A 26,975-nucleotide genomic window follows, 5' to 3' on the forward strand; every position below is an offset into this window, starting at 1 on the left:
CGTAAAAGAGCTGCCGCTCTGTGCAGTCTCGGTTGCGGACGGGTGTTGCGAGAAAGGGCACCTCGGGCTGGCAGGCTGTAAGGCAAAGCCTTTCTGCACCGCGCGACTTTCCTGCACCGCGCAACCCGGGTCCGAGCTTTTGAGGTTGCGGCTTGCAGGCCGGATCGCCCTGTCTACGGGTTTTTGCCGATTATGTTGCGTTCAAGACTCTTTGGTGGCGGCTTTCGACCCCCTTGGGGAGAGCCTTGAAAGAGGTCAAACCGGGACAGCACTGCGACCAGGCAATATGCTGCGAGCAAGAAATCAACCGGCTTGCAGGCGAGCTCCGAACGCAACATAATCGGCAAAAACCCGTAAAAACAGTCCCGCAAACCCCTCAAGTGCAACACGATCCGCAGCATCGTGCATTTTTCGGACGGTTCCACCGTTCTGCCGCCATCGGCGTTGCTCCGGCCTCGGCACACGGTCGGCGGCCTACCGCCAGAAACGTCAGCCGAACAACTCGGGAGCTGCGCACGGCATGATTCGCGGGAATGCGTGCACGCGAGCCCGCGGAGCCCCGGCTCGCACCATGGCGCCCGAAGCACTTCGCGATCGACGCACACCGCAGCCTTCTCGGTACCGCGCGACTTGCCCTAGTCGGCAACAGCTTCGAGCTGCTCCGGTTCGTCATCTGCGCAATCGGCACAAAGCGCTTCGCGCCTGAGGATGAAGAAGCCGATGAGACCCGCTACGAGCGACGCCGCCAAGATGGCTATCTTCGCCGAAGCGATGGTGGTCGGATCGGTGAACGCAAGATTGGTCACGAAGATGGCCATCGTGAATCCCACACCGCCCAGAATCGATACGCCGAGGATATGGCCCCAGCATACGCCGTCGGGCAGTTCGCTGATCTTGAGCTTCACCGTCAACCACGTGGCCACAAAGATGCCGATCGGTTTACCGACGAGCAGGCCGAAGAACACGCCGATGGTAACGGGGCTCATGATAAGGGCCAGTATATCGGTACCCGCCAGAAGCACGCCCGCGTTCGCAAAGGCGAACAGGGGCAGGATGACGAAGTACACCGGCGTATGAAGAAAGTAGTCGAGCTGCGTGATCGGCGGGATGGTCATGCGCGATACGCGGCCGATCTGAGCGACCTCTTCAAGGTACTCCTTCTGCGCGATATCGGGCTGGCCCGGATCGTAACGCTCGTCGGCGTTTTGCGCCTTGGCCTCGAACCACGTGTTCACACGGCCGAGCTTCACCTGCGACTGTGCGGGGATGGTCAGCGCAACGAGCACGCCGGCAACCGTTGCATGGACGCCCGACAAAAGAATGCAGACCCATAGAGCAAGGCCGATGAGCAGATAGGGGGCGAGCCCGTACACGTGCATACGATTGAGCACGATGAGCACGGCGAACAGGGCAAGACCCGCCGCAAGCCATATAACGTTGAGGTTCGCCGTGTAGAATACGGCGATTACGAGAATGGCGATCATGTCGTCGACGATAGTGAGCGTCGAGAGAAACGCGCGCAATCCCGCCGGCACCCTGCTGCCAAGCAACGCGAGGATGCCGAGGCAGAACGCGATGTCGTTCGCCATGGGCACGCCCCAGCCGTGCTCGAAGCCGCTCCCCATGTTGAAAGCCAGGTAGACGAGCGCAGGCAGCACGGCACCGCCGACCGCCGCGATGATCGGCAGAAGCGCCTTGCGCGGATTGGTGAGCTCGCCGGCGGTAAACTCGTACTTGATTTCGAGGCCGACCACAAGGAAGAACAGCGCCATGAGAAAATCGTTGATAAAGTGCCCGATTGAGATATGGGGCTCGAACGATCCGATGGAGATCCCCAGATAAAACGAGTTCCAAAACTCCCCGAAGGTGGGGAGCAGCGGCGTGTTCTCGATGATGAGCGCAAGCACCGCCGCGCCCAGCATGATCATCGTCGCACGGGTGGAAGAATGCGTGAATTCGAGAAGCTTCTTCTTGCGACGATGGTGTTTGCGCACCTCGGGTTCGAAGATCGACTCGGTGGTATGTACGTTCTTATTTTCTTTTTCCATGACGGAGATTATAGGCGACCGACATGGGGCTACGGACTCAACCAGGTAACGCCTTGAGAACAACACGACCGCTGAAGCCCATGTCCCAACACCGACGCTTTGCCTACAAGCCCCTTTCGCTCCGCGGCACATCCTGCACGCGATTCAGGAGCTCCTCGCGCGTATGCACCTCGAGTTTGCGATAGATTGCCTTCGTATGGGCCTTGGCAGTGTTCTCTGACACAAACAGCTCTTCGGCTATCGAGGCGATCGTCCGCCCCCGCACCAAAGCGATGAGAACCTCGTGCTCGCGGGCGCTCAGACCATAGAGCTCCCGCGCGGCATCGCACTGCGCCGTGATGGCGTCGAGCAAAGATTTCGTCGCTTCGTCGGCAATCGCCTCGCCCCCGCCGCCCTTCGAAAGCAACTCGATGGGAGCAATCGGAACGAGATACTCGAAGGAGTACTTGCTCTCGTCGTAGAAATTCACTCGAAAAATACTGTACGAGCGGTTGTAGAGCAGCATGCAGCCCGCAAAAAAGATCACATACGTTATCACCATAACGGCCATGGCCGCCGCTTGTTCCCCTACCCACAACTCGATGCTGCCGAGCAGCGAGCCAAGCAGCAGGCCTCCGACGTTGGCGAGCATGGCGCTTGAGAACAGCCTCGTCGGATTCGCATCGGTTGTGGCGACGAGAGGTCCGAGCGCCAAATACACCATCGCTAAGAAAAGGTAGTATCCCGCGTACAGAAAGCTCGGTACCGTGAGTATCGACACATCCCTAAAGAAAAGATGCACGACCATAGCGGCGCTCAAGAGGAACAGAACGAAACTCGGCACGAGCAAGAGTCCGTTGCGTTCGGCCGCGTATTCAGCCAAGGCGGCGGCGATCATCCCAACGATCGCAATGGCCAAAACGTTCGACCAATCGGCCGCGTTCGCCAAGACTGCCTGCATCTCGTCTCCCCCACGCAGATAGTTGTACGGAATCGAGAACACGACGATGCACACGAAGAAGAGCGCCGGCGATTTCTCCATGGCTGACTTCGACTTGGCACCCCATGTCCCCGACGTGCCCTCGAGCAGCGTGCGCGCCTTCACGAGCGCAACGAGCGAACCGAAAGGCAATACCGCAAAAACCAAGACCGCGATAGCCTGCGGCAGATGAATTTCAACCAGATACACGGCAACCGATAGCACGATGGCGACAAGCGTAACGAACAGCTGCTCGCCCTTTGGGTTGAGGTACTTGTACATCTCACCCCACACGATGATGAGCGGCGTTGTACCGCAGGCGATAAGCGCGTTTCCCGCGTAGATCATGACGACGGACGAAACGACAAAGCTCCCCAGGGCAAGGCACGCCATGCCCACGATCAGGCATATAGACATAAAGGGAATCGAATACTTCTTTTCCAAGAGCGAGGGCATTCGTCGCGATACGAAAAACAGCACCAGAAAGACCGCGAACGTACAGGTCGAATTGACCACCCATGCGCTGCTCGACCCCGAAGCAGAACCCACGCGAACCACTGTATCGAAAAACGTTATCGAATGGAGCGATGCCCATTGAAGAGCCATACCCGTCAGTACGAGCAAAATACCCGCAGCACGCTCTGTGCTGTATATCGTCGTATCGTCCACCCCGGCGCTATCGCCTGAAAGAGAAACCGACGATGCCCGCTTTTTGCCTTCGACCGCCCGGCCTCTTTGTCTTCCCATGTGCGTCACCATCCCACCCGACAAACGCATCGGCTTCGCCAGCATTCCCCGAAATGCAAAAGTCGATTTGTCGATGATACTCCCTTTTTCTTCTCGCACCCTTACCCGTAACGGGTAATTACGACAGACCCTGCGAAGAATTCTACCTTCTGCGGGTAATTGTGCCCGGTGTGAAGCGGTTGCAGAATCGGCAGAGGAAGCCGTTTGAACGGCTCAAGGGAAGGGTTCGAACAAAGGAGACAGGATGGAACTCACCAGAAGGAGTTTTCTCGGAATCGCCGGTATGGCGGGAATCGCGGCGGCGGGCGCTGGATTGGCGGGATGCGCGGCAGCCCCCGCAAACGACGGGGCGTCGCAGAGCAAAACCGACGGAGCCTCAGACGAAGACAAGAAAAGCAGCGGTGCAACCCGCAATGCCGTAGCAACCTATACCTGCGACGTCTGCATATGCGGCGCTGGCAACTCCGGTCTTTCGGCTGCTGTAGAAGCTGCCCAGCAGGGGCTCGGCGTTGTCGTTCTCGAAAAGCACGGGGGGACCGGCGGTGGCGGCATCGGCACCGAAGGCGTATTCGCCGTCAACTCGAAGATGCAGCAAGAAGCGGGGATAACCATCGAACCTGCTGAAGTGATCTCCACCGAGATGGAATACTCGCACAATCGCGCGAACGGGCTAAAATGGCTTGACCTCATCGAAGCATCAGGAGACAACATCAGCTGGCTCAAGGAGTGCGGCGTCAACTTCACCGGGGTCGTCGACGATTACCATGGCGGCAAGTTCGAAACGTTCCATTGGTTCGGCGAAAATCGCGCTCATGACGATTTCTCTCCCGCCATGACCGCTACGGCAAAAGACCTCGGTGTGCAATTCCTCATGAACTGTCCCGCCACCGATCTGATTCAAGACTCCGACGGCACGGTTACCGGCGTGTACGGGCGCAAGCTCAATGGCGATTACGTACAGGTGAATGCGAAGGCCGTCGTATTGAGCACCGGCGGCTTCGCCAACAACGACGAGTACCTGCAAGAAGGCGGCTTCTCCGACACCTCGAATGTAAAGCGTTTTCTGTACGGTTACGATGGGGACGGCGTGCGCATGGCGATCGAGGCGGGCGGCGCAAGCAACATACCCCGGATGTCAGGCCTTATGCAGCTGACGGTATCGGGTGCCCCCGGTGGCGAGTACGGCACGTTCGGCCGCGGAGACGGCCTGGTCGTTGCAGGTCATAACGCGTGCTCTCTGTGGATCAACGAAGACGGCGAGCGCTTCTGCGCGGAGTCTGCCGGCATCGAAAACTGGATGGCCGACATGATCCCTTCGCTCGTCCATCAGAAGCTCTACTCGATCTACGATTCCAAGACATTCAAAGATGCCTATGACGGGATGATCGCTCCCCGCATCGATTGGGAAGCAACACAGGCCGAACTCGAAGAACGCATCACCGAGAACCCATACGGCGATTTCTTCAGCGCCGATACGCTCGAAGAACTCGCCAAGAAGGCCTGCGATGCGCTCGAACTCGATTACGATACCGTGATCGACTCCATCAATACCTACAACGAGATGTGCGACGCCGGCCACGATGCGTACTTCGGCAAACCGGGCGAGTACATGCAGAAGCTCGACAACCCGCCTTTCTACTTCTGCTACATGCCCCAATCCTGCATGGTCACGTTCGGCGGCATCCGAACGAATCGCAAGATGGAGGTCGTCGACAAGAACGGCAAGCCGGTTCCCGGACTCTACTCGGCGGGCGTGGACTCAGCGGATCTCTGGCCGAACATCTACACCATCAACGTACCGGGCGGCACCAACGCGAACAACATCAACTCCGGCAGGTTCGCCTCCAAATTCGCCGCAGAGTACATCGGATCGAACAAAGCCGGCTCGGTCTCATCCGAAGGCGACACGAGCGAATCGATTCCCGACACCTCTTGGGCAATGCCCGAAGGAACGTTGAAGGACGGCACGTACTCCGATACCGAGTTCGGCATGTTCAGCGACATCACCGTAACCGTGATCGTATCGGGTGGCAAGATTACCGATATCGTGCAGGAAAACGAGCTTGAGACAACCTACGTCGGCGTAGCGGCCATGGAGAACACGCTCATTCCCGAGGTTCTCGAAAAGCAGACTCCCGCCGTCGATACGGTGGCTGGAGCGACGCGCACCTCCGACGCGTTCCGCACCGCCGTACAGAAATGCTGCGAGCAAGCGGCTTCGTAGCAGACTGCAGCCCTCGCGGCCAAAGCAGGCATCCGAGCTCATCCCGTCATCGGATGCCAATACGGCAAAAGAGGTCGCGTCATCGAACGCGACCTCTTTTTACCTCGCTGCATGCGCCGCGCGTGCCGTTAGCACCCGTTCGAGCAGGCGAACGCTGCTTCGGGACGATTGGTTCCGTGCTTCACGCGATCATGCTCTTCGGAGCTCTTCGCATTGTTCCAGCGATCCATCGTTCCCACCAAATACCCGGTGATGCGACGAATGCGATCGAACGGCACGGGAGCTAAGCCGTAGCTGATGCCGACGTCCTCGCCGTCCACTTCAAGCTTGAGCCACTCGAGCGTGTCGGTAGGGTACAGCTCGCGAGCACGTGAGATATAGGCGCCGATCTCCTTCTCGGAAACAGGGGCATCTCCCTCGTTCGCGTATTCGATGGTCACATCGATGCCGGATACCTGCTGCTTTACCGTCTGCGTCATGGCGAGCTCCTTTTGCTATGTTTATAGTAACAATTTTTGACTGGAGCAATCCTATCACAGCACCGTGCTCCGATCCACCAGATTTTGTTAACAATCCGGCAAACGAAGCCAGATCTGGTAGATACGCTCGCGTTGCTTGAACCAAAACGACCCTCGTCGCCGCATACGCTCTTCGTTCGCCCGAGACTGCCCGTCAGCCATTCATCCCCTGAAATCGAAAAACCCGATGGGCCATCTGATATTGATATCACCAGCTTAAAACCAGGCGCGGCATCGTGCGCTACCATGGACAGTACATTCTTTGGGGAACTGGGGAATCAAAGGTCTTGGGAGAGACTTACCGCCGATCGGGCACAATAACCCGCCGGCTGCGCACAGGGGGTTGTCATGGATATCGGGAACACGCTTCCGCTTTGGAGCATCATACCGTTCGCCGGCATGCTGCTTTCAATTGCAATATTTCCGCTGGTAAAAGGCGAGTGGTGGGAGAAGCACCAGCTGCATGTCGCCCTGTTCTGGTCGGTGATCTTCCTCGTGCCCTTCACGATATTCTACGGCATCGGCGAAGCCACCTACCAGTTCCTCGAGATCATCGTCCTCGATTACGTCCCGTTCATCATCTTGCTCTTCGGATTGTTCGTCGTCGCGGGAGGCATCCACATCAAAGGCACGATAGCCGGCACGACGAGGAACAACGTCATCCTGCTCGCCATCGGCACGTTCCTCGCAAGCTGGGTCGGCACGACGGGCGCGGCGATGCTGCTCATCCGTCCCGTCCTGCGCGCGAATTCCTGGCGACGCAACAAGACCCACATCGTCGTGTTCTTCATTTTCCTCGTAGCGAACATCGGCGGCTGCTTGACCCCCATCGGCGATCCCCCGCTGTTCCTTGGCTATCTGCGCGGCGTACCGTTCTTCTGGACGCTCCAGCACATCTGGCCGATTCTTTTATTGAACACCGCCGTCCTGCTGTTCGTATTCGCTCTCATCGATCGCCACTTCGTCAAGAAAGAGGGCAAAGAGGGAAAGGAGGCGCTCGATCTCGAGGAGGAAGCGACGGAGCGCGTTCCGATCCGCATCGAAGGCGCCCATAACCTCGTCTTCTTGGCGATGATCATCGTCGCGGTCATCCTCAACGGCGCGATTCCCCAGACAGACGCGTTCCTCGATCCCGCCACGGGCCTCGTGTTCGGAATCAGCATCCACGAGCACATCCATCTGGGATTCAACTACTTCCTCCAGATCATCCTCATCCTGCTGGCCGCATTCCTCTCGATGCGCACCACGAAGAAGGCGATCCGCGAAAGCAACGACTTCGAATGGGCTCCGATAGCCGAAGTGGCCAAGCTGTTCATCGGCATATTCATCACGATGATCCCCGCTCTGGCGATCCTGCGCGCCAACGGCGCGAGCCTCGGCCTCGATACGCCGATCCAGCTGTTCTGGTCGACAGGCCTGCTCTCGAGCTTCCTCGACAACTCGCCGACCTACGTGGTGTTCCTCACCGCCGCCGGCGCCCTCGACTACGGCGGCATGGATGCCGTGATTACAACCGCCGGGGCCATCGCGCCTGCGCTGCTTCTGGCCGTATCCGCCGGCGCTGTGTTCATGGGTGCGATCACCTACATCGGCAACGCCCCGAACTTCATGGTGAAATCGATAGCAGAGCGCTCGGGGGTGAAGATGCCGAGTTTCTTCGGCTACATGGGATGGTCATGCGCCATACTCGTGCCCCTGTTCCTGCTCGATACAGTATTATTCTTCCTATAGGACAAAGACTCGGCTTCATGCGGCGCTTTTGATACAACTTCTCGTTTAAGCTGATTGGATTTTATATAAGGGACTACGGTTTCTCCTTTATGCTGATAAGCACCGCTTTTTCTGGCGGTAAGATACGTGATGTGTGCGGCTCGGCGATCGGAAACCATCCATGTCGAAAGACTTCAGCAATCCCCGTAAACTCGGTTTCATGCGGGTGCTTCAGGTATTCTTCGCCATCAACATCGTGCTCACCATCTCGATGCTGGTCTTCTACGTCAAAGGCAGCTATACCCTCGGGTTCTCGGATGCCCTCGATCTGGTCAACCTGCTGTTCGACGGAATCAGCTTCTGGCTCATCTGGCAACGGAAGAAGTACACGCGGGCGTTCATCATCTCCTTTAGCCTCTTCAACATCGCCATCGGCTCCATCTACAACGTCGCAACGGGCAGTTTCGATGTTGTCGGGCAGCTGATCGCTTCGTCCTCCGATATCGTTCTGCTCGCATACTTCCTCACGTCACGGAGGGCGAAAGCTGTTCTGACCCAGCCCTTCACCGCCGAGGTCAAGCAGCGCGATCTCGAGAAGCACATCAACTACTACCAGCCGAAAACCTGGGCGTTCTGGCGCAACCTCATCATCTACTTCTGCGTGTTCAGCGTGGTAGGCCACTGGATGGAAGCGGGATACTGCACCCTCATCCGCTTCGGGCTGCTCCCCGGAATCTACGACCCGGCCTCCCAGATATGGTCCGACTGGCTCTATCCTTTCTGCGTGTACGGATTCGGCGCCGTCGCGTGCGTTCTTTTGCTCTTCCCCATCAAAAACTTCCTTGAGAAGAAGATCGGCAGCCGCATCGTTCCGCTTCTCATCAGCTTCGCCATCAACGCCCTCGTTTGCACGCTCATCGAGCTCGCCATGGGTCTGATGCTCAACCAGCCCCTCCCCGACGGCACGCTGCCCCTGTGGGATTACAGCGACATGTTCTGCAACTTCATGGGGCAGGTCTGCCTGCAAAACGCAATCGCCTTCGGCATCGTCGCCACCTTGATGACATGGGTTATCTATCCAGGGCTGGAATCGCTCATACGGAAAATTCCGAAGGATCTCATGAACATCGGCTTCATCGTTGTCGTCATCGGCTTCTGCATCTTGTTCTTCTTCTACTGCGTCAACGTTGTCGTACCCGATTGGGCTATCGAAGACGATGAGCAATACGCCGCAGAAGCGATCCAAGAACCCGAAGCCGACACGCAATCATAGGGAACCGATCGGAGCATGCACCATGCCCATGCTTTCCAAAGATGACGAGCTTGCTGGTTACGCACCCGACTCATGGGCGTTTTGGAGAAACCTCGCCGTCTACTTTTGCGCGTTCAGCGTAATCGGACATTGGCTCGAGATAGCATATTGCACCTTTATGAACTTATTCGACATCGTCGATGCCGATTCGCTCGTGTGGGACGATCCGATGTATCCGTTCCTCGTCTACGGCATTGGCACGGCCGTTTGCACGATCGCGCTTGTGCCGCTTAAGCTGAAGCTTATCGAACGCCGCAAAACCATGGCGGCCGCCAGTGCGCAGTTCTTTATCGTCACGGTGATCGTCTGCATGCTCATGGAGCTTGCGATGGGGTTTATGCTGAACCAGCCGAACGCTGCGGGAGTTTACCCCCTCTGGGACAACTCGCAGCTTCCGCTCAACATCCTGAGCCAGGCGTGGCTGGTAAACGATATAGCGCTCGGAGCCCTCGCCATGCTGTACACCTGGGGCATCTATCCGCTATGCGAGAAGCTGCTAGCCAAGCTCCCGCCCATCGCCATGAATGTAATGGCAGCGATCGTCGTCTCCTCATTCATTGTGCTCTGCATTGTCAAATTCGGCTGATCGCGGCGATTTTCCCAACGATGGTCGGAACCCGACTCGCTTTGCGGCGCTTGGCACCGGACCTCGCGAAGCGCAACGCCAGGGCTCCTGAAGGATCGCCCTCGCCATCATCGCACCACCATCCGCAGAGCCGCTCGTGTGCCGAAGGCCGCAACGCCGCCCTCGGCACATCGGAGCTTAACGATATAGCCTACAAAGCCCGCGCGGTAAGGTTGCCGGCAGCAATGGCCTCGGCAATGTTCCACGGCTTTTTGCAATCGCCGATCACATGGGTTTCGATTCCCGACACGGCATCGGCGATGCTGGAATCGGGAAGCATATCCATGGCCTCGATCACCGTATCGCATGCAACGGTAATGTCGACGCCGGTTTCACCGCTGACAACAACGCTTCCGTCTTCCACTGCCTTTATCTCCGCATGGGGCCAAACCCTCATGCCCCGAGCATAGAGCGTCGGCATGACGAAGGTCTTGACCCAGTTCGATTGGCCCTTGTCCACATCGTCCATCGAGTCGGGCGTCACCATGGTAACCTGCTTGCCTTGAGCCATCAGGTACAGCGCGGTATCGACCGCCTGGGCGTTCGAACCCGCAATGACGACCTTGTCTCCGACGTCGGCCGTCAAGAAGTCGGCAAGGGGCACGATTTTCGTTCCCGCCGTCTCCGACAGCCCCAGGGTATCGCGGAGACCGCCCGTTGCGACAACCACAACATCGGGGCTCTTTTCCTTGATGAAATCGGCGTCGACCTCCTGCCCCGTAACAACAGACACCCCCGTCACTTCCAGCTGCCGCGCGAGATAAGCACGGAGAGCATCGAGGTTCTCGTGCGATCCTTTGACGGCATGCGCGAAATCGAGCAGGCCGCCGACCGATTCCTTCTTTTCGTATATCGTAACGCTGTGTCCGCGCAGCGCGGCGATGCGGGCCGCCTCCATGCCTGCCGGGCCTGCTCCAACAACCATGACGTTTTTCACCGCAGAGGCTTCAGGAAGATCGAAGCCTTCGGGCATCGGTTCGCGGTACGCGCGTTGCGTGCAGGCGTTTACGCGGCAGTGCTCGTACACCTTGCCCTCTTCGTTGTAATCGAAGTGGCAATGCAGGCAACGAGTGCAGGGGGCGATCTCGTCGAGCTTGCCGTCCTTAAGCTTGTTGGCGTACTCGGGATCTACCGTAAGGGGTCGATTCATAAGCAGGAAGTCGACCTTGCCGTCGGTCAGCGCCGTCTCGAAATACTCGGGCGCGTGCGCGGGGTCCATGTAGGTAACCGTTCCTACGGGAATCGATACAGCATCCTTGAACTCCTTTGCCACATCGAGCATCATTCCGCATCCGGAGTATTCGCTGATCAGCTTTCCTTCCCAATGGCGCGTGAAGTCGAATTGGGTGCCGTACGCAGTCGTACCGTCTATGCCGTACCCGGTAAAGTACAAGTCCGAAGCAAACTGGCATACGTGCATGCCCAGGGGTCCCAATCGAACATGAAGGCTGTCGGCGCCCGCCGCCTCGAGCAGTTTCGCTATTTCCAGATTCTCCTCGACGGTTGTCATGAGCGAGCTATCGCCAAGGTTGAGATCGTTTTCTTCGATGCCGTTGATAAGAACCTGCACGACAAAATCTTCGCCGCATTCCTTCTTGATTCCCTCGATGATCTCGCACACGAAACGCGAGCGGTTCTCGAACGACTGGGGGCCGTACTCGTCTTCGCGATGGTTGCGCATGCGGGAGAAGAACGACTGCCCGATATTGTTGCCCGCCGCATTGATCTCAACAGCGTCGAATCCGTAGTCTTTGAGCTTTTGAGCCGCTGCAACGGTATCGGCTTGGATCAGGGCGATTTCCTCGGGAGTCATATCGCCGGCAACCGCAGAGGCGAACGCCCCCGATGCATCTTGCTTGGTTCCGCTGAACACGATACCCATGCAAGAAAGCTGGTATCCCACATAGGCCCCCTCTTCGTGGATGCCGTCGGCAATCCTCTTGAAGGGTATCTTGTCCATCGCCTGGGCTCTTGCATTCGGGAAGTGCTCGTACTTGTCGGCGCAGTCTTCCATCCACACGAGATCGATGCCGCCTCGAGCGAAGCTTGTGTAGTAATCGACGATTTCATCTTCGTTGTTCTGGGTATCGGAACCGGCAGCCGATTTGACCATGCGATTCGACAGTTCAAGCGAACCGATTTTCACACCCGAGAACAGCGTTGCGAAATCCGAGGCTCCTTTGGCGAGATCCGCATCCTGCGGGTTGAGCTTCGAGGGTGCCTGCCGAATCGCCGTCGCATCGTCGGCAGCAGGAGCGCTCGCCGAAGATGCAGCCGGAGCGGTATCCGCCTTGGGAGCGCAGCCGACAAGACCGCTTCCCACCAGTGCGCCGCCCGCAGCGGTAAACGCCGCCCCCTTGAGGAAGCTCCTCCTCGATAGTCCCGTTTTCTGATTGCTCATGTGCATATCCCCTTCCTTGGTCGTACGTCAGGCGCAGTGCCTGCTTCCTCGAGGGGCCCGGCAATGCTCGTCTGCCGAGCCCCAACGCCGAAAACGATATGCCGCAAGCAACGTGCAGACCATTGCTCAAAAGGCCGATTTTGGTTTTCGGGGAATCGCTCAAAGGGTTGATGCTGCGCTCATCGGGGAAAACGACTATGAAAAGCCAAACGAATCGGTTATCGCAGCGTGCTGTCGGGATTGAGGAGCTCGATCAGCTCGTCGCGTGATCCTACGCCGATTTTCGCGTAAATATGGTTCGCGTGGGTCTTCACGGTCGATTTCGAAATGAACAGCTTGTATCCGATGTTCGTATAGCTGCGCCCCTGCAACAGCGCAAGAAGTACCTCGGTCTCCCTTGGCGTCAGTTCGTAGCGTTTCGCCATCGACTTAGAGAGCGCTTCCGGTATGGAGGGGGATCCGTCTTTCCCATGGGCGCTTTTCACCGATTGAAGCAGGTACACGACAATCCCCGCAATCACCGTTACAAGGAGCACGACTACGCAGACGAAGGTGCCCGTCTGAACATCGACCAGCGATCGCATGACCCTGCCGCATACGAATACGAGATCCTTCGCGCAGAACAGAATGCAGACGAGCTTTGAAAACGACGAGCCGAGTGCTTTCTTCATCGAGGTGAGGATGCCGAAAAACGCAACGTCAACCTGCGAGTAGACAGCAAACAGCAACACCCAGAGAAACCCGATCGAGCTCTCGACGACCGATGCCGCAACGAGGAGGACAACGAGTGCGCACGTGGAGAGAAGCCAGTAGAAAGCGGATACGAATCCCGAGTACGACCCGAATCTCCTTGCCAGCAGAATAACGATTCCGGAAATAAGCGGCGAAGCGACGAGGAGGGCCTGCGCACCGTATTCGCGGTATGCCGCCTCGTCCATGAAAAGAAGCCCCTGCACCAACCGCGCTGCCAAAACCGCGATGATGACAAGCTTCACCGCATCCCACGCCTCGCCGAGCGACGATTCGGTTTCTTCTTCGGCAACCCACTCGTAAGGCCGGGCAAGCTCAATCCGAAGGCACCAAAACGAGACTCCCAACACAATCATGCGCACGATGAACGCGCACACGTTGCCGAACAGATCGAAGCCCACCACCAACGGGGGAAGGCACGCGATAATCGTCGATATCCCCGATGTGGCAGAAATGCAGATAAGGGTTTTTACCAGCGTTTTCTTTTCATAAGCGCGCATCCAAAGACGGCAATACAGCGCGTAGCCCGACGCGAAGAGGACGCATGAGGCGGAAAGGATGCCTCTATCGTGAACCCCTTGCGCCGCAAGAACGAGAAACGCTTCCTGCACGAAAAACGCAGCCCCGAGCAAAGCAAGCGAAACGACAAAGAAGAGCTTCGACGAATCCTTCTGCGCAGCCGTAACGAAGAACACGATTGCCCACGTGGCAACCGAAGCAAGGCCCAGCAAAACCTGATAGTCCATGGAAAGCGGCGAATAGAAGCTGTACGCCCGCTGGAATACCAGTATGAGAACCACGAAACCAAACGGGGTCCAAGCATATGTTCGACCAGTGCTCGCTCCCATCCTGGCTCCTCCCACACGCTCGCGAAGCGTACACAGCACTGGTTATTCTATCCTACAAAACCATCCCCCTGGCCAAATTATGGTCTCAAACGCTCCGTATGCCTCCTTCTGCCCACGTCAACGCAGCGTCGATCGCCCCACGATGCTTTCAAGGTGAGCGAGTCGACGCCCGGCAGACGCGGCCATCGACTCGCTCCATGCGTTCAGTACGATACTACTTGTCGTTGTGGCAATCGGAACAATCTTCGAATGTTCTTTGATGATGGCATTTCGTATAGCAATAGTTCACGTTTTCAGGAAGCTTCACGTCATCGGCTGAGGGTGTATCGCTCTCGTGCGCCGTATGGCACTTTCCGCAATCAATGACTTTTTCGTTGCCGGTCGCCTCATGCGGATTGGGCGCATCCTCATCGACGGTCCGATGGGGGTTTGCCACTTCTCCCGATTCGGCTACGTAGTCAGCCGACGCAGCGGATACCTCATCCAGGGAATGGCACGAGATGCACTCGTCGGTAACAACTTCTTTTGCCTCTACCTTCTTTTCAGGAGCCGCTGCGTTCGCCTGTCCTGCGCTCTCAGCTTGGCCCGCACCGTCACCCTTATCAGCATCAGAAGGCGTGCATCCTCCCATAACGCCGCACGCAAGCACGCAGGCTACAAGAACAATGGTTAGTTTTCTCTTCATTTTCAACCTCGATATTCATAATACAAATCGGGAAAGCGAGCAGGAACAAGCATCGGCACTCGCCCGCCGAGACCAATAATCCAATCCGCTATTGCAGAGGCTCCTCCTGGGCAACGTTTTCCCCGGCGATCATGGCAGCCGTAGCATAATGACCGAGGCTGTTGTGCGTACGGCGATAACCGAGAGAGTTCCCGCATTCGCCGCAGGCGTAGAGGTGGGGAATAACGGGCTCGTCGTTGCACGAAACAACCTTGGAGTCCAGCCGTGCGGTACCATCGATAACCTGCGATTTGCTGTTCACCCGTGCGCCGTTACGCCCCGTATGGCGAATGAGGCTTGCGCGAGCGGCATAGAACGGACCTGTTTCAATCTTAGCGGGTAGCAGCTTTCGACCGAACTCCTCGTCAACACCCGATTCGACGTACCCATTGTACGTTTCGATTGTCTTCTTCAGCTCATCGGCCGGCAGACCCGTCTTTTCGGCCAATTCGTCCAAAGTGTCCGCTATGGCAACGCAATCGGGATCGAGCAGAGAACCGGTGCGTGGATTGGGATTCGCCATCTCCTCGATGGGCCATTTGATGGCCTCAGCCATCGACGCATCCGCAATTGCCCAAACATTGCGAGGCTGAGGAAGCTCAAGGTACTTCGTTGTAAACTCGGATATTTCGGGATTTTCGCAATGATCGCCCTTACCTGCAAGCGCTTCCATAGCCGCAACGGCAGCATCGGGATCGAACACGGCAGCTTCAGCACCCTCTTCGCTCCCACCGGCAAAGCATGCCCCGCTTTTAGCGAGGTTCTCATTGAAGTAGCGCTTTCCTTCGCTTTGCACCACAATGCCGTTTTCGAAAAAAGCATCCGTTCCCAAAGTTTTTCCGCGCTCCCAGCCTTTGTTGTCGCGCCAGTCAAGCGGCTCCTCTCCCCAGCTCCAAAATGATTTTTGACCGAACCAAATCCAGAGATAGGAAACATAGGACATGTCGGTAAGAATACCGCCGATAGCATCAATGGCAATTTGGCCGTCGCCGGTTTCTTCGTTGAACATGGTGCCGTCAGCCGGAATGCCGCCATCGCCATAGCAGAACTCCCCTGCTGCCCGAGGGTCGTACATTTTCACCATGTGATCGTTGTCGGTCCAAGAGCCGGTAGCCACAACAACGCCTTTTTTCGCTTTGATGTTGGTGATCCCGTCTTTCGTTTCGATTTCAGCTCCCACGACGGGACCATCGACCTCTCGGTAAAGCTTCGTCATCCTGTGCTCAAGGAGAATGGGGACTCCGAGCTCGTTCAAGCGGTTCTCCCAAACCTGCGTCCAGCAAATACCTGCATTTTTACCCGTGCCCCAACCGCCAACGTACACACCGGGATTCTCGACCGGCCATAAACCGCGCTTGGTCTTCCCGCGGAGGAACCCCTGAGACAGATCCCCCCATTTCAGACCCAAATCCTCCATCCACTGGACGGTTTCAGCGCCGCGCTCGACAAGCGTGCGCATGATGTCGGCATCGCCACGATAGCTGCAAGAGAACATTTCGTCCTCAAACCACGTCTCGTTATCATCGGTCTCGCCAGCACGTTGCTGAACGATGTTGTTACCGCCCATAGTGCAGCCACCGCCAGAAGCCATCCAGAAGCCGCCCGGATGATCCGACTTCTCCACAATCAGCACGTCTGCGCCCGCTTCGGCGGCCTTGACTCCGGCAGCCAGCCCACTGCCGGCCCCGACGATCAGAACGTCGACTTCTTTGTCCCAGCTTTTCGGCATATCGCTCGACGCAGATGCCTCTGCGTTCGAACAGCCTGTAAGCGCCGTACCCGCAATACCCACTGCACCCACCGCTAATGCTCCCTTAAGGAAGTTACGACGTGTTACTTCTCCCATGTTTTCCTCCTGAAACGTATACTGCGTTCATGCTTTTGCACGTACCGTGAAGGATAGAAACGCAGCAGGATCGATGCGTCCCCCGTATTTCGTCATTCGCGTTTCACGAGGTTTTTTTCGTCACCCGAAAAAGGGTATATGCCATCAAAACGGCAATAGATATTTTCTGAAACCAAAGATGCGGTACAATTCAACCTCGGTGAACGAACGTCAAAGCCAGGGGGGAGACATGGCGGTTTCAAAACGAGCGAACACCGCTATCCTGATCGCATGCTGCATCGCATTCGGTTTGTACTGGGGCACAAGCTACGTCGGCTTCTCAAATGCTTTGCTCGATCTGCGGTTAACCGCATTTGTCGAAGTTTTGGCTCGAGGGATTTCCTGCATTCTCTTTGCTCTGGTGCTGAACAAAATGAAAAGGGTTCCGCTCCCCCTTTTCATTGCAATGCTCGTGCTTCAGGTTTTTGCAATCACGGTAAAAACGACCGGCATCGTATCGCAAGGCGTCATGTTGCCCCTTGCGGCAAGCATCTCCTATAGCCTTTACTCGGGATTTCTTATCGTCTGCTCGGCATATTGCCTGTACTCCTTCTCTTCGCATAAATCGATCTACTGCATCGTGCCTATCGGTTTCATCATCTCGTATGCCTACGGCATGCTTATCGTCGCCGCAGATGCCCAGCCGGTAGTAAACGCACTTACAGGAATTGCTGTTCCGCTCATCATCTACTTCCCGATGCGGCAAAAGGGCTTCTTGTCGCGCATGACACCGTCAACGCACGTTGGAGCAGACAACTTCATCGCAAGATCGAAAGCGTGGTTTCGACAGCATTCCGAAAGCTCCCCATCGTTCTTTTTTCTTGGAGCGATAGCGCTGTTCCTCATCCTGATAGGAGTTTGGTTCAGGATCGGAGCGAATATCGAAGGATCCCTCTGGCTCCTGAGTCCCCAGATTGGCTCTTGGTGCATATTCGCGCTTGCCGTCTTCCTTGCAGTGATGGCCGTTACCGATGGAAAGGTTTCTATACGTTCCTTTTCGATTGGAACCCTCGCTGCTTTTCTGGGAGTGCTCATTCTCACTGCATTTTTTTGGAACGAGGCTACTGATCTCATTCGGAGTTTTTCGAGTATCTGGCTTGTCACCTTCCAATCGATGCTCTATGTTTCGTGCCGCTCGTTCGGAAAAACGAACGTAGATCGAGCAATCGGCCTGGGGGCCTACCAAGGTATCGCCTTAGTCATGCTTGCAATCGGAAACGTGATCGGTCTCTTCTTCTTCGAGAACCTCGCCCTCGATAAGTTTTCCTTTATGGCGTTCTCGTTTGTTTTTATGCTCATATTCGTTGTCGCCACGGTTGCCGAGTTCTACCCCCTGCTCAAAAGAACAGAGAGAGCCGAGAAAGCGACTGCGAATGATTCAACCGGTACGGTCGGATCCGTCTCCGAAAACCAAACCGATAGGGCGCTTGCATCGCTCTGTGAAAAATATGGTGTGACCGCACGAGAGCAGGATATTATCGGCAGGTATTCGCGTGGAAGAAGCATTGCAAGCATCGCCGACGATCTCTTCTTGTCCAAAGACACCGTCAAAACACACGTTAAGCGCACGTATGCCAAACTTGACGTCCACAACAAGCGAGAGCTCCAGGATGCAATCGGAGCCGAAGAGAAACGGTTAAGCACGGCTAATCGGAAATAGGCCGATTTCTGCAAGCACGCCAAACCGCCCTAGCAAACTATCAGAAAAATGAAGGCTAGGCCTACACCTTGTACATGAACTGGAAGACGTCCTCGCGCTGCGTGATCACCTGCACGCCAAGGTCTTCGCCGACCGCCTCGAGGCGCTCCTGCACCGTGTTGAAGTCGGCAACCTCGGTATCGAGCGTCACGAGCATGGTCATCGAGAAGATGTCGTCGAGGATCGTCTGGCTGATGTCGTCGATGTTTGCCCCGCACTGCGCGAGCACGTTCGAAACCGCGGCAACGATGCCGCTTCTGTCCTTGCCCAAAACCGATACGACGCACTTCATACCAAAACCCTTTCCGTGATGCTGCAGAATTCCGATTCACTATACCGCAAAACGGCATACGACACGGCGCGCTCTTTGCGGCGCACACCAAACGCAAAGGCGCCTACATCGAGCGGTGCGGCGCAAAGATGAGCGAGAGCGCCTCGTTGCGCGTTGCCTGACTGCGCTCGAACACGCCGCGAACGGCGCTTGTGGTCGTGCGAGCACCGGGCTTCTTCACGCCGCGCATGCTCATGCACATGTGCTCGGCCTCGAGCACCACGATCACTCCTTGCGGGTTCAACTCCTCGACCAGAGTGTCGGCTATCTGCGACGTCAGGCGCTCTTGAACCTGAGGGCGCTTCGCGAATGCATCGACCAAGCGAGCGAGCTTCGACAACCCGCAGATACGACCGTTCGCCGCGGGAATGTAAGCAACATGGGCGAGGCCGAAAAAGGGCACGAGATGATGCTCGCACATGGAGTAGAAGGGTATGTCGCGCACCAGCACCATTTCCTCATGATGCTCGTCGAACAGCGTTTCAAAATGCTCGGAGGGATCCTCCGTCATGCCCGCGAACACCTCTTCGTACATCTTCGCCACGCGTTCCGGCGTCTTCTGCAATCCCTCGCGATCGGGATCCTCCCCGATTCCCTCGAGTATCAGCCGCACTCCCTGTTCTATCTTCGCTGCATCCATAATCGACTCGCTCGGTTCCTTTCCGTCGCTCCCATTGCACCCGAGCATCATACCACGCACCGGCAGTACACCAGCATACACCCGCGGTGAATAGCCCCACGCCCAACCGTATGCGCAGGGATAGCCGGCCTTGCGCAGCGTGCGTTACTTGCTGTCCCAAGGGTATCCGAAGGCCCTAACTATGTATAATTGGATCAACATTATCCGAGGCGCAGCAAGAAGAGGGTAGATATGATCGGCGTAAACGCGGTCGAAGAAAGTCCGAGAGCGGTACTGCTGTTCACATGCTGCCCGCCGACTGACTACGAAGCCAGGCGCGATATGCTCGAACCCGACTACTGCACGGAATATGCACCAGATGTCGATATCGCACTTGAAATTGTGCGCAACGAACCGGTTGCCGCGATTTTCTGCGACTTCTCGGCGCCAGAGTGCCCCAAGCTCCTTGAAAACCTGCGAAGCACCGAGAGCCTTGCCCGGCTTCCGATCCTCGCACTCGAATCGACGGGCAGCGAAGAAGCACAATGCGCAGCCCTCGATCAGGGGGCCGAGGACGTTATCGCCAAAACCACCAGCCCTCGGCTTGCACGCGCCCGCATACAGAACGCCCTGCGCCGCGCTAGCTCCTGCGCGCCAGCCGGCGATGTTCCGAGCGTCGCCCTTGCCGACCAGCGCAGAGCAGAAGCGCAGGTGCAGGAAACAAACGAGCAGCTTCGGTTCCTCAACGAAACCTCCCGCTACCTGCTGGTAGGCACCACCGACTCAGACGATGCGATTCACCAGACGCTTGAAAAAACACGCGAGTACTTCGATGGCGATCGAGCGTACATCTTCGAACTCGATGACGCGCATCAGGAGTCAAACAACACCTACGAATCCTGCGCACAAGGCGTGCCCTCGGTAAAGGACGGTTTGCAACACGTGCCGTATTCTCTTCAGGAGTACGCCCTGAACGTTTTAGGAGCGGGTGGAACCATCAGCCTTGACAATGTGCACAGGATAGCAACGAGTGGCCTCAACGAAAGCAACATCATCACCGATCAGGGTATACACGGCATTATTCTCGTTCCGCTCTTAACCGGTACGAAGCTCATCGGCTTCATGGGCGTTGACAACCCTGCACGAAACATCACGCACGTCAATCACCTTGCAAGTCTCGGAGATTACATAACAGCCATACTCCAGCGACGCGATAGCGAGGCTCAGATACTCCACGACAACCGCGTCCTACAGGACATCATGAACGACATGCCCGGAGGATTCGTCCAGCAGAGGGTCAGCCCCGACGGTAGAACGGTGCCGATTTTCATCAACGAGGAGTTCTGCCGCATGAGCGGTATGAGCCACGACGAGTGCGTCGAATTCTACAGCACCGACGGTTTCACAGGCGTCCATCCCGACGATAACGCAATGGCAAAGGCGGCATTGGAAAGGCTGATCACCACCCGTGAAACGATAACGCTGCGCCTTCGCCTCATCCGTGGCGACGGCAGTTACGTTCCCATGCAAGCGTTTTATCGCGTTACCGACGATCGAGATGACAATCTGCTGCTCAGCGGCTACTATACTGACTTGACCGAGCAGCTGGCGACCGAAGAGCGCGAAATGGCCGAACACGATGAGTTGACCGGGCTGTTCAATCGAACAAAGCTCGCACGCATGAAAGCGAGCAAGTATCAGGTGCTCTCCTCCTGCGGGGTTTTGTTCTTCGACGTGAACCACCTCAAGACCGTAAACGACACGCAAGGACACGATCAGGGCGATACGCTGCTGCGGATCGTAGCTGACAGCATCCTGTCGATAACCGACGATCGCATTCACGGCTACCGCTACGGCGGCGACGAGTTCCTTGTCGTGGCATGCAACGGCGAAGAGGACGAGCTGCCCAAGCTCATCGAGCGATGGAAGAGCCACATGGACGCGCTCGCAGAGGATCGCAAGATCACGGCAACCGCTGCTGTCGGCTGCTGCTGGAGCGAGGCTCCATTCACGTTGAACGATCTCGTACATCGCGCGGATCAAGCAATGTACACCGAAAAGCATCGGACCCGGCAAACCGCCGAATAGCGTCAAACCTGCTTTCGGCGACGGTAGTTCAAGGACGATGCAGCCAGGCGATATACCTATCGCGCAAACCCCTATATCCTGCCAAAGCAGAAGCCAGGGCGAACAACCCGACATAAAACAATGCCGATTCGTTCGCCCAAATAGAGAGACCCGGCAGAAGGGAGGGCTTGCCGGGTCTCTCGCGAGGGGTAGTTCTTGTTTCGGGCTCGAATAGCAGCTATCAAGCCTTTGCTTTGCGGTTAACCGCTATACTGCACGCTCGCGCAGCTCATGGCACGTTCCGCACTGGAACACGCCCTTGTGATGGCACTGAGCGCACCACATCATCGCATCCTTCTGGAGATCCTTGGAATGGATGTTGTGGCAATCGGTGCACGTCGGGTTCATCGTATCGTGCTGTTCGTTGCTCGGATAGTCGTGCGGGTTCTGAACCTTGCCCTTTTCGTCCTTGAAATCCTGGTTGTCGGCGGTGATCACCGCCATCTCCTCCATCGTTCCATGGCAATCGGAGCTCTGGCACGTCTCGGCGTCGACGGTAATGACCGTCGGTTTCGAAGCGGGCTTGTCCGCGTAGGTCACACCTTCGTGCGCGGTCTTCAGCACGGTCTCTTCGGTATGGCATTGCACGCACTGCAGATCGGCATGCTCGGATGCCTGCGGGATGCCCGCATCGGCCATGCTCCCGGACTCGGTCGTATGGCAGGTTTGGCAATCGATGTCCATCGTCCAATCCACTGCCTGGGTTGCCATCGGATCCTCTTTTTGGGTCGGCTCGTCCGAAGAGCTCGGCTTGCTTTCCTGCGGAGAGCATCCCACAACCAGCCCGAGAACAACGGTCAGCGCCAGCACCATGACCGTAACGGCCATTGCCGCGAGCGCCTTGTTGGTGGTTTTCGTTGTTGCGTTCGTCATTGCTTTCCTATCATGCTTGAAGTTCGGCCGATCTGACGACCGGCCGAACCTTCGCTCATCGCTTGGCCGTTAAACCTGGTAATGCAACGGTCCGTTCGTACAACGCCTTACTTGGAGGCAGCGTCCCACGGCTCGAGGCCGGCGCAGTGGCGTCCGCCGATGCGGCCCCATACCATGTTCTCGGAGTTGTTGCCGCCGGTGATACCGTAGCTGTGAGCCTGGAAGTTGCCGAAGCTGCCCGCGGCGTAGAGGCGCGGAATCACGTTGCCGGCAGGATCGAGCACCTGGGCGTTCGCGTTCTTCTTCGGGCCGCCAAGCGTCGAGCAGGAACCGGGGTAGATCGAGATGGCGTAGTAGGGTCCTTCTTCGGTGAGCTTGTTGTCCTCGACGGTGAGCTCGCGATCGAAGCGGGCGTCTTTGCCGGCATCGCAGAAGGCCTGGTACTCTTCGAACGTGGCTTTCAGGTTGTCGAGATCCATCCAGTGGTCGTATTCCTGGATGGCCTTGACGAGGTCCTCAAGCGTATCGCCCTTGAGCACCCACTTGCGATCGATCTCGACCTGGTTGTCGTCGGACCAGCCGTCCCACGCGCGCAGCTCGTCGGGAAGGTCGGTGGTGTAGTTTCCGCACTCGAACCAACCGCCCTGTTGGCTGCCCATCGGGCCGCCGTCGATGCCCTTCTGGTCGAAGATCTGCCACGAAGGGATGCGGTCGTAATCGTCGATGGCATCGTTGAACGACATGAGCGTATGCCAGCCGTTGTGCGCGGTGCCGCCGGTCTTCGATTCGTTCTGGTAGCGCTTGCCCAGACGGTTCACCGTGAAAAACGCATCGGACTGCGGGCCGGCAAAGATCGCGAAATCGTAGTCGGGATCGCGGGTCCACATGGCGGTCGTGGAGATGACCATGTTCATGTGCCAGAGCTTGGCGCCCACTTCTTCGACCATGCGGATGCCGTCGCCGGTGTTCCACTCCCAGCCTTCGAACTTGAAGGGGTAGATGCTCAGGTAGGTGTTCTTGAGCTCTTCGTTGAACTCGAAGCCGCCCGTGCACATGCAGACGCCCTTGCGAGCCTTAACCGTCTTCTCGGTGCCGTTCTCGAGGAACTTCACGCCGACGATTTCCTTGTTCTCGGGGTTCTGGATCAGATGCTCTTCGGTGCAGCCGAACAGGATCTGAATCGGCAGACCGAGATCGGCGCGCGTTGCCTCGAGCTCGTGGAACGTAGTCATGCCGAAGCCGTCGACGCTCGAAACGCCGATGCACCCGGCGTACTTGCCGTCATCGAGGAACCAGTACTCGGGGATGGTCCCCGCAAGCGCCTGCTCGGCGACCTCGTAGGTCATGCCGTACTTGTCGGCGTATTCGGTATGGCGAACCGCTTCGGCGATGTAGGCGTCGATCATATCCTCTTCGATGAGGCCGTGGCCGAACGCAACGCAGTAATCGCGGAATACCTTCTCGTCTTTGATGACCGTCCACTCGCCGTTGTTGATGCGACTGTTCCCGCCGCCCTCAACTGGAGCCTTCTCGAGAATGATGACTTCCGAGCCGCCTTCGTCGGCGGCGACGAGAGAAGACCACATGCCCGCTCCGCCGTATCCGACGACGACGACATCGGTCTCGTAGTCCCACGAACTCGGCAGCCAATCACCCGACGGCGCCGCAGATCCCGAAGCGCCCGACGCGCAGCCCGCCAATGCGGCGGCTGTCNTCTCGTAGTCCCACGAACTCGGCAGCCAATCACCCGACGGCGCCGCAGATCCCGAAGCGCCCGACGCGCAGCCCGCCAATGCGGCGGATCCGGCGATGGCAGCACCGGCGACAGCGGCACCCTTCAGGAAATTACGACGAGACAATCCTTCGCTCATAGTTCCTCCTTGGATAAGACGGGCAGACCACTAGTGATCGTCACTCCCTCGCGACGGCGTCCTCCTCCTTGTTGGACAATCTGCCCGACAGCGGGGGTCATTGTAGGAAGGGCGCTGAAAAGAAGCACCGTATAATGGATGTGATTTTCCATTATTTTATTTTTTGATTTTTGAACTGGGGTTTTACCCGTCAATCGGATCGATAATCCGAGTGATTATTTTCGCCGATGAAGGTAGTATCATGCCCAAGCCATCGAGGTAGGTATAGTAAACTGATCTGGTAATCGTTGGGATTACCGTGCCAGACGTCGATAGGCTTGCACTTACTACGTTTGTTTTCAGGGGAGAGCATGGGATCACAAGGGGAGCAAAGCGCGGGCGCCAAACTGCTCGGCATCAAGGGAGACCTCGTTGATTACGTTATGGTGATCGTGGGGTTCGGCCTCTGCCGCGCATGGATCGTATCGTGCCTTTCGGCATCGGTTGCGAGCTTCGGCCCGCGGACCGATTGGGTGTTCTTGCTGGCGGGCGCGGCTTCGGCATCGCTGACCGCCATGGCCATGACGCGGTTCGTCGGCAGCCTGCCGCGCATGCACGAACGTCTGACCGATGTTATGACAGGGCTCATATTGGGTTCCGCCGTCTGCATACCGGCCGCAGCGTGGCTCGATTCGTCGACTCTGCTTTTACTCGGGCTCATCATCGGCGGTGCGGGAGCCGGTTTGCTCCAGGTTATCTGGGGCGAGCGCTTCGCCGCTCAAAACTTGTTCTTCTCGCTCGCCTGCGCGCCGGCTGCCGCCATCGTCACGGGCATCGTGCTCGCCATGTCCTCAACCGATAACCAACTCACCTTCGTCGTCATCCCGATCCTCTCGCTCCTGCTGCTCGTACTCGAATGCAAGCGATGCAAGATCGAATGGAAAACGGGGCTGCCCGAAGGCATGGTAGAAGACGACGTGGCCGATTCGATCATCAGCCCCGACGAGCACGGCGTGCTGCGCGACCGCATGAGGCTCGGCAAAGACTCCGCGAAGCTCATGCTGTCGATCATGGTGTTCTCGTTCCTCGTTCGGATATTCGACGCCTTTCCCATAAGCGGCGACGACCCGTTCGCCATGGTCGGCGGCAGCGGCGCGTTCAGCCTTGTAATCGTGGGCGCCATATTCCTCGCCATCTCGTTTCTGCTCAAAGACCGCATGAACGTATCGTTCGTCTACCGGCTCTCGGTGCCCATCATGATCGCCGGCTTGATAGCGATGGCTCTGCTCTTCGAACAACGCACCTATTTCTCCGTCTTGGCCGTGAGCGTCGGCTACGAGCTGTTCGACATCCTCTCATGGGTGCTGTTCGGCGAAATCGCCCGCAGGATAGGCCGCAACGCCGCACCCTACGTGTTCGGCATCGGCGTGACGTTTACCTTTATAGGCATGGCCGCAGGATACGTGCTCAGCGCCGTGCTGACCCCGCTCGTAAACGCCGGGGACGTAACGATCGGAACCGTCGCCCTCATTTCAGTCCTCTGCCTTGCCGTCGTCGCGTTCATGGTGTTGCCCGAAAGCGCAGTTGCCTCCATTCTCTCTATCAAGAAACCCAGCAAGAAATCGGAAGCACCCAAGGAAGAAGCCGAAGACGAAACGATGCCGGCCATCACCCTCGAGGCGAAGTGCAACGGCATCGCCGAAGAATGCGGGCTTACGCCGCGCGAGGAAGAAGTGCTCACGTTTCTCGCGCGCGGCAGAACCCTTTCGATCGTGGCACGCGATCTGCATATCGCGAAGAACACCGCCCGCACCCACATCGAGAAGATCTACCAGAAAACGGGCATCCACAAGCAACAGGAGCTCATCGACTACGTGGAGGAGTGGGAGCCCGAAATCGCCTTGCAGGAGCGGGCGGCAGAGTAAAACGCAAACGGCCGGCCGACTGCGCCGAACAGCGCGCATCGACCGGCCGGCACTACCTCGAGAGCGCTTTCGAGAGCGCCCGCTGCGAACGGGGGGCTGCTGCGCTCTGCGCGGCAGCTAGATGGCAGCCTTTTTGCCCAGAAGCTCGCCGAGCGCCCGCATGGCGAGGTAATCGGGGTTCGGCACCGCCTCTTCGCCCTCGTCGCCCTGCACGGTAACGGTCTCGGGAATCAGACCGTCATCGGGCAGTTCGTGGGCTCCCTCGATCGTAACGCTTCTGATCTCGTCGCCGATCCTCAAAGCATGCACCACGTCGAGCCCCTCGACGACGTTTCCGAACACGGTGAATTTGTCGTCGTATTCGGGATGGTCGGCAAGCGAGAAGAAAAACTGGCAGCTGCCGCTGTCGGGTTTCGCCTTATGGGTGAGCGAAAGCGCACCCTCAACGTGACGGTTGCGGGGGTTGAGCTCCCATTCATCCTTGATTACATAGCCGGGATCTCCCACACCCGGATGAATGCCGCGCAGTTGCTCGCGCACTGCCATGCGAACCTGCTGCGGGCGAAGCGCACGGGTGATCGGACATCCGCCCACCACCACATCGCCCTCTTTGCGACCGTGGAAGTTCAGCCCATCGTAGAATCCCTTGCAGGCGAGCTCGACGAAGTTGCCTACGGTAGCGGGCGCGTCGCTTCCCTTGAGCTGCACGCGGATGGTACCCTTGTTCGTATCGATAACGGCCATCTCCTCGCCCGACGGAACGTAGCGCGGCGTATAGAGCGGCTTGATGATCTGTGCCAT

At 57.5% G+C, this 26,975-nt stretch carries 19 protein-coding genes; 7 read left to right on the top strand and 12 right to left on the bottom strand.

Annotation, left to right across the window (positions count from 1 at the left end; all coding sequences use genetic code 11):
* Positions 1 to 635: 635 nt before the first annotated feature.
* Together nhaA and C1722_RS15265 are read right to left on the bottom strand one after the other, a co-directional pair.
* Complete coding sequence (nhaA, locus tag C1722_RS15260; RefSeq protein ID WP_244387212.1) at positions 636 to 2,048, bottom strand: Na+/H+ antiporter NhaA; 1,413 nt, start codon at positions 2,046 to 2,048, stop codon at positions 636 to 638.
* Between the two features lie 103 nt (positions 2,049 to 2,151).
* Positions 2,152 to 3,753, bottom strand: coding sequence for a response regulator transcription factor (locus C1722_RS15265; protein WP_180995302.1), 1,602 nt, complete (start codon positions 3,751 to 3,753; stop codon positions 2,152 to 2,154).
* Positions 3,754 to 3,997: 244 nt separating this feature from the next.
* Here C1722_RS15265 and C1722_RS15270 point away from each other — a divergent pair, with 244 nt between their 5' ends.
* The gene (locus C1722_RS15270; RefSeq protein ID WP_102380196.1) at positions 3,998 to 5,977 is read left to right on the top strand and encodes an FAD-binding protein; all 1,980 of its coding nucleotides are present in this window, start codon (positions 3,998 to 4,000) and stop codon (positions 5,975 to 5,977) included.
* A 128-nt stretch (positions 5,978 to 6,105) separates the two neighbouring features.
* On the opposite strand, the gene nrdD is transcribed toward C1722_RS15270, so the two are convergent.
* Positions 6,106 to 6,456: an anaerobic ribonucleoside-triphosphate reductase gene (gene nrdD, locus C1722_RS15275; RefSeq protein ID WP_146040703.1), complete on the bottom strand. Its 351-nt coding sequence runs from the start codon at positions 6,454 to 6,456 to the stop codon at positions 6,106 to 6,108.
* A 387-nt stretch (positions 6,457 to 6,843) separates the two neighbouring features.
* On the opposite strand from nrdD, the gene C1722_RS15280 reads away from it, so the two are divergent.
* From C1722_RS15280 to C1722_RS15290, 3 genes are all read left to right on the top strand, one after another.
* Positions 6,844 to 8,226: a sodium:proton antiporter gene (locus tag C1722_RS15280; RefSeq protein WP_102380197.1), complete on the top strand. Its 1,383-nt coding sequence runs from the start codon at positions 6,844 to 6,846 to the stop codon at positions 8,224 to 8,226.
* 160 nt (positions 8,227 to 8,386) lie between these two features.
* Positions 8,387 to 9,478 (top strand): putative ABC transporter permease, encoded by a 1,092-nt coding sequence (locus tag C1722_RS15285; protein WP_102380198.1) that lies wholly within the window; start codon positions 8,387 to 8,389, stop codon positions 9,476 to 9,478.
* Between the two features lie 22 nt (positions 9,479 to 9,500).
* Positions 9,501 to 10,103, top strand: a complete 603-nt coding sequence (locus tag C1722_RS15290) for a putative ABC transporter permease (RefSeq protein WP_102380199.1) — start codon at positions 9,501 to 9,503, stop codon at positions 10,101 to 10,103.
* A 190-nt stretch (positions 10,104 to 10,293) separates the two neighbouring features.
* Here the strand turns inward: C1722_RS15290 and C1722_RS15295 are convergent, their stop codons facing one another.
* The 4 genes from C1722_RS15295 to C1722_RS15310 all read right to left on the bottom strand — a co-directional run bounded on the left by C1722_RS15295 (position 10,294) and on the right by C1722_RS15310 (position 16,711).
* Complete coding sequence (locus tag C1722_RS15295; protein WP_102380435.1) at positions 10,294 to 12,543, bottom strand: oxidoreductase; 2,250 nt, start codon at positions 12,541 to 12,543, stop codon at positions 10,294 to 10,296.
* A gap of 218 nt (positions 12,544 to 12,761) precedes the next feature.
* On the bottom strand, positions 12,762 to 14,141 hold the full coding sequence (locus C1722_RS15300; protein WP_102380200.1) for a response regulator transcription factor: 1,380 nt from the start codon (positions 14,139 to 14,141) through the stop codon (positions 12,762 to 12,764).
* A 214-nt stretch (positions 14,142 to 14,355) separates the two neighbouring features.
* The gene (locus C1722_RS15305; RefSeq protein WP_146040704.1) at positions 14,356 to 14,826 is read right to left on the bottom strand and encodes a hypothetical protein; all 471 of its coding nucleotides are present in this window, start codon (positions 14,824 to 14,826) and stop codon (positions 14,356 to 14,358) included.
* 88 nt (positions 14,827 to 14,914) lie between these two features.
* Positions 14,915 to 16,711 (bottom strand): FAD-dependent oxidoreductase, encoded by a 1,797-nt coding sequence (locus C1722_RS15310; protein WP_102380202.1) that lies wholly within the window; start codon positions 16,709 to 16,711, stop codon positions 14,915 to 14,917.
* Positions 16,712 to 16,757: 46 nt separating this feature from the next.
* Here C1722_RS15310 and C1722_RS15315 point away from each other — a divergent pair, with 46 nt between their 5' ends.
* A complete protein-coding gene (locus tag C1722_RS15315; protein WP_146040705.1) occupies positions 16,758 to 18,410 on the top strand; it encodes a helix-turn-helix transcriptional regulator in 1,653 nt (550 codons plus the stop codon).
* Between the two features lie 61 nt (positions 18,411 to 18,471).
* Here C1722_RS15315 and C1722_RS15320 read toward each other — a convergent pair whose 3' ends face one another.
* A complete protein-coding gene (locus C1722_RS15320) occupies positions 18,472 to 18,741 on the bottom strand; it encodes an ACT domain-containing protein (RefSeq protein WP_102380204.1) in 270 nt (89 codons plus the stop codon).
* A 103-nt stretch (positions 18,742 to 18,844) separates the two neighbouring features.
* Positions 18,845 to 19,420: a GTP cyclohydrolase I FolE gene (gene folE, locus C1722_RS15325; protein ID WP_102380205.1), complete on the bottom strand. Its 576-nt coding sequence runs from the start codon at positions 19,418 to 19,420 to the stop codon at positions 18,845 to 18,847.
* Positions 19,421 to 19,651: 231 nt separating this feature from the next.
* Between folE and C1722_RS15330 the strand changes: the two genes are divergently transcribed.
* Positions 19,652 to 21,487 carry a diguanylate cyclase domain-containing protein gene (locus C1722_RS15330; RefSeq protein WP_146040706.1) on the top strand — a complete coding sequence of 612 codons (1,836 nt, stop codon included), beginning with the start codon at positions 19,652 to 19,654 and terminating at the stop codon, positions 21,485 to 21,487.
* Between the two features lie 246 nt (positions 21,488 to 21,733).
* On the opposite strand, the gene C1722_RS15335 is transcribed toward C1722_RS15330, so the two are convergent.
* Together C1722_RS15335 and C1722_RS15340 are read right to left on the bottom strand one after the other, a co-directional pair.
* Positions 21,734 to 22,399, bottom strand: coding sequence for a cytochrome c3 family protein (locus tag C1722_RS15335; protein WP_102380206.1), 666 nt, complete (start codon positions 22,397 to 22,399; stop codon positions 21,734 to 21,736).
* A 107-nt stretch (positions 22,400 to 22,506) separates the two neighbouring features.
* Entirely contained in the window at positions 22,507 to 24,270 is a 1,764-nt protein-coding gene (locus tag C1722_RS15340) for an FAD-binding protein (protein ID WP_102380207.1), read from the bottom strand.
* 350 nt (positions 24,271 to 24,620) lie between these two features.
* On the opposite strand from C1722_RS15340, the gene C1722_RS15345 reads away from it, so the two are divergent.
* The gene (locus tag C1722_RS15345) at positions 24,621 to 26,174 is read left to right on the top strand and encodes a helix-turn-helix transcriptional regulator (RefSeq protein ID WP_102380208.1); all 1,554 of its coding nucleotides are present in this window, start codon (positions 24,621 to 24,623) and stop codon (positions 26,172 to 26,174) included.
* Between the two features lie 117 nt (positions 26,175 to 26,291).
* On the opposite strand, the gene C1722_RS15350 is transcribed toward C1722_RS15345, so the two are convergent.
* Positions 26,292 to 26,975, bottom strand: coding sequence for a peptidylprolyl isomerase (locus C1722_RS15350; protein ID WP_102380209.1), 684 nt, complete (start codon positions 26,973 to 26,975; stop codon positions 26,292 to 26,294).

Source organism: Raoultibacter timonensis (assembly GCF_900240215.1).
GTDB lineage: Bacteria > Actinomycetota > Coriobacteriia > Coriobacteriales > Eggerthellaceae > Raoultibacter > Raoultibacter timonensis.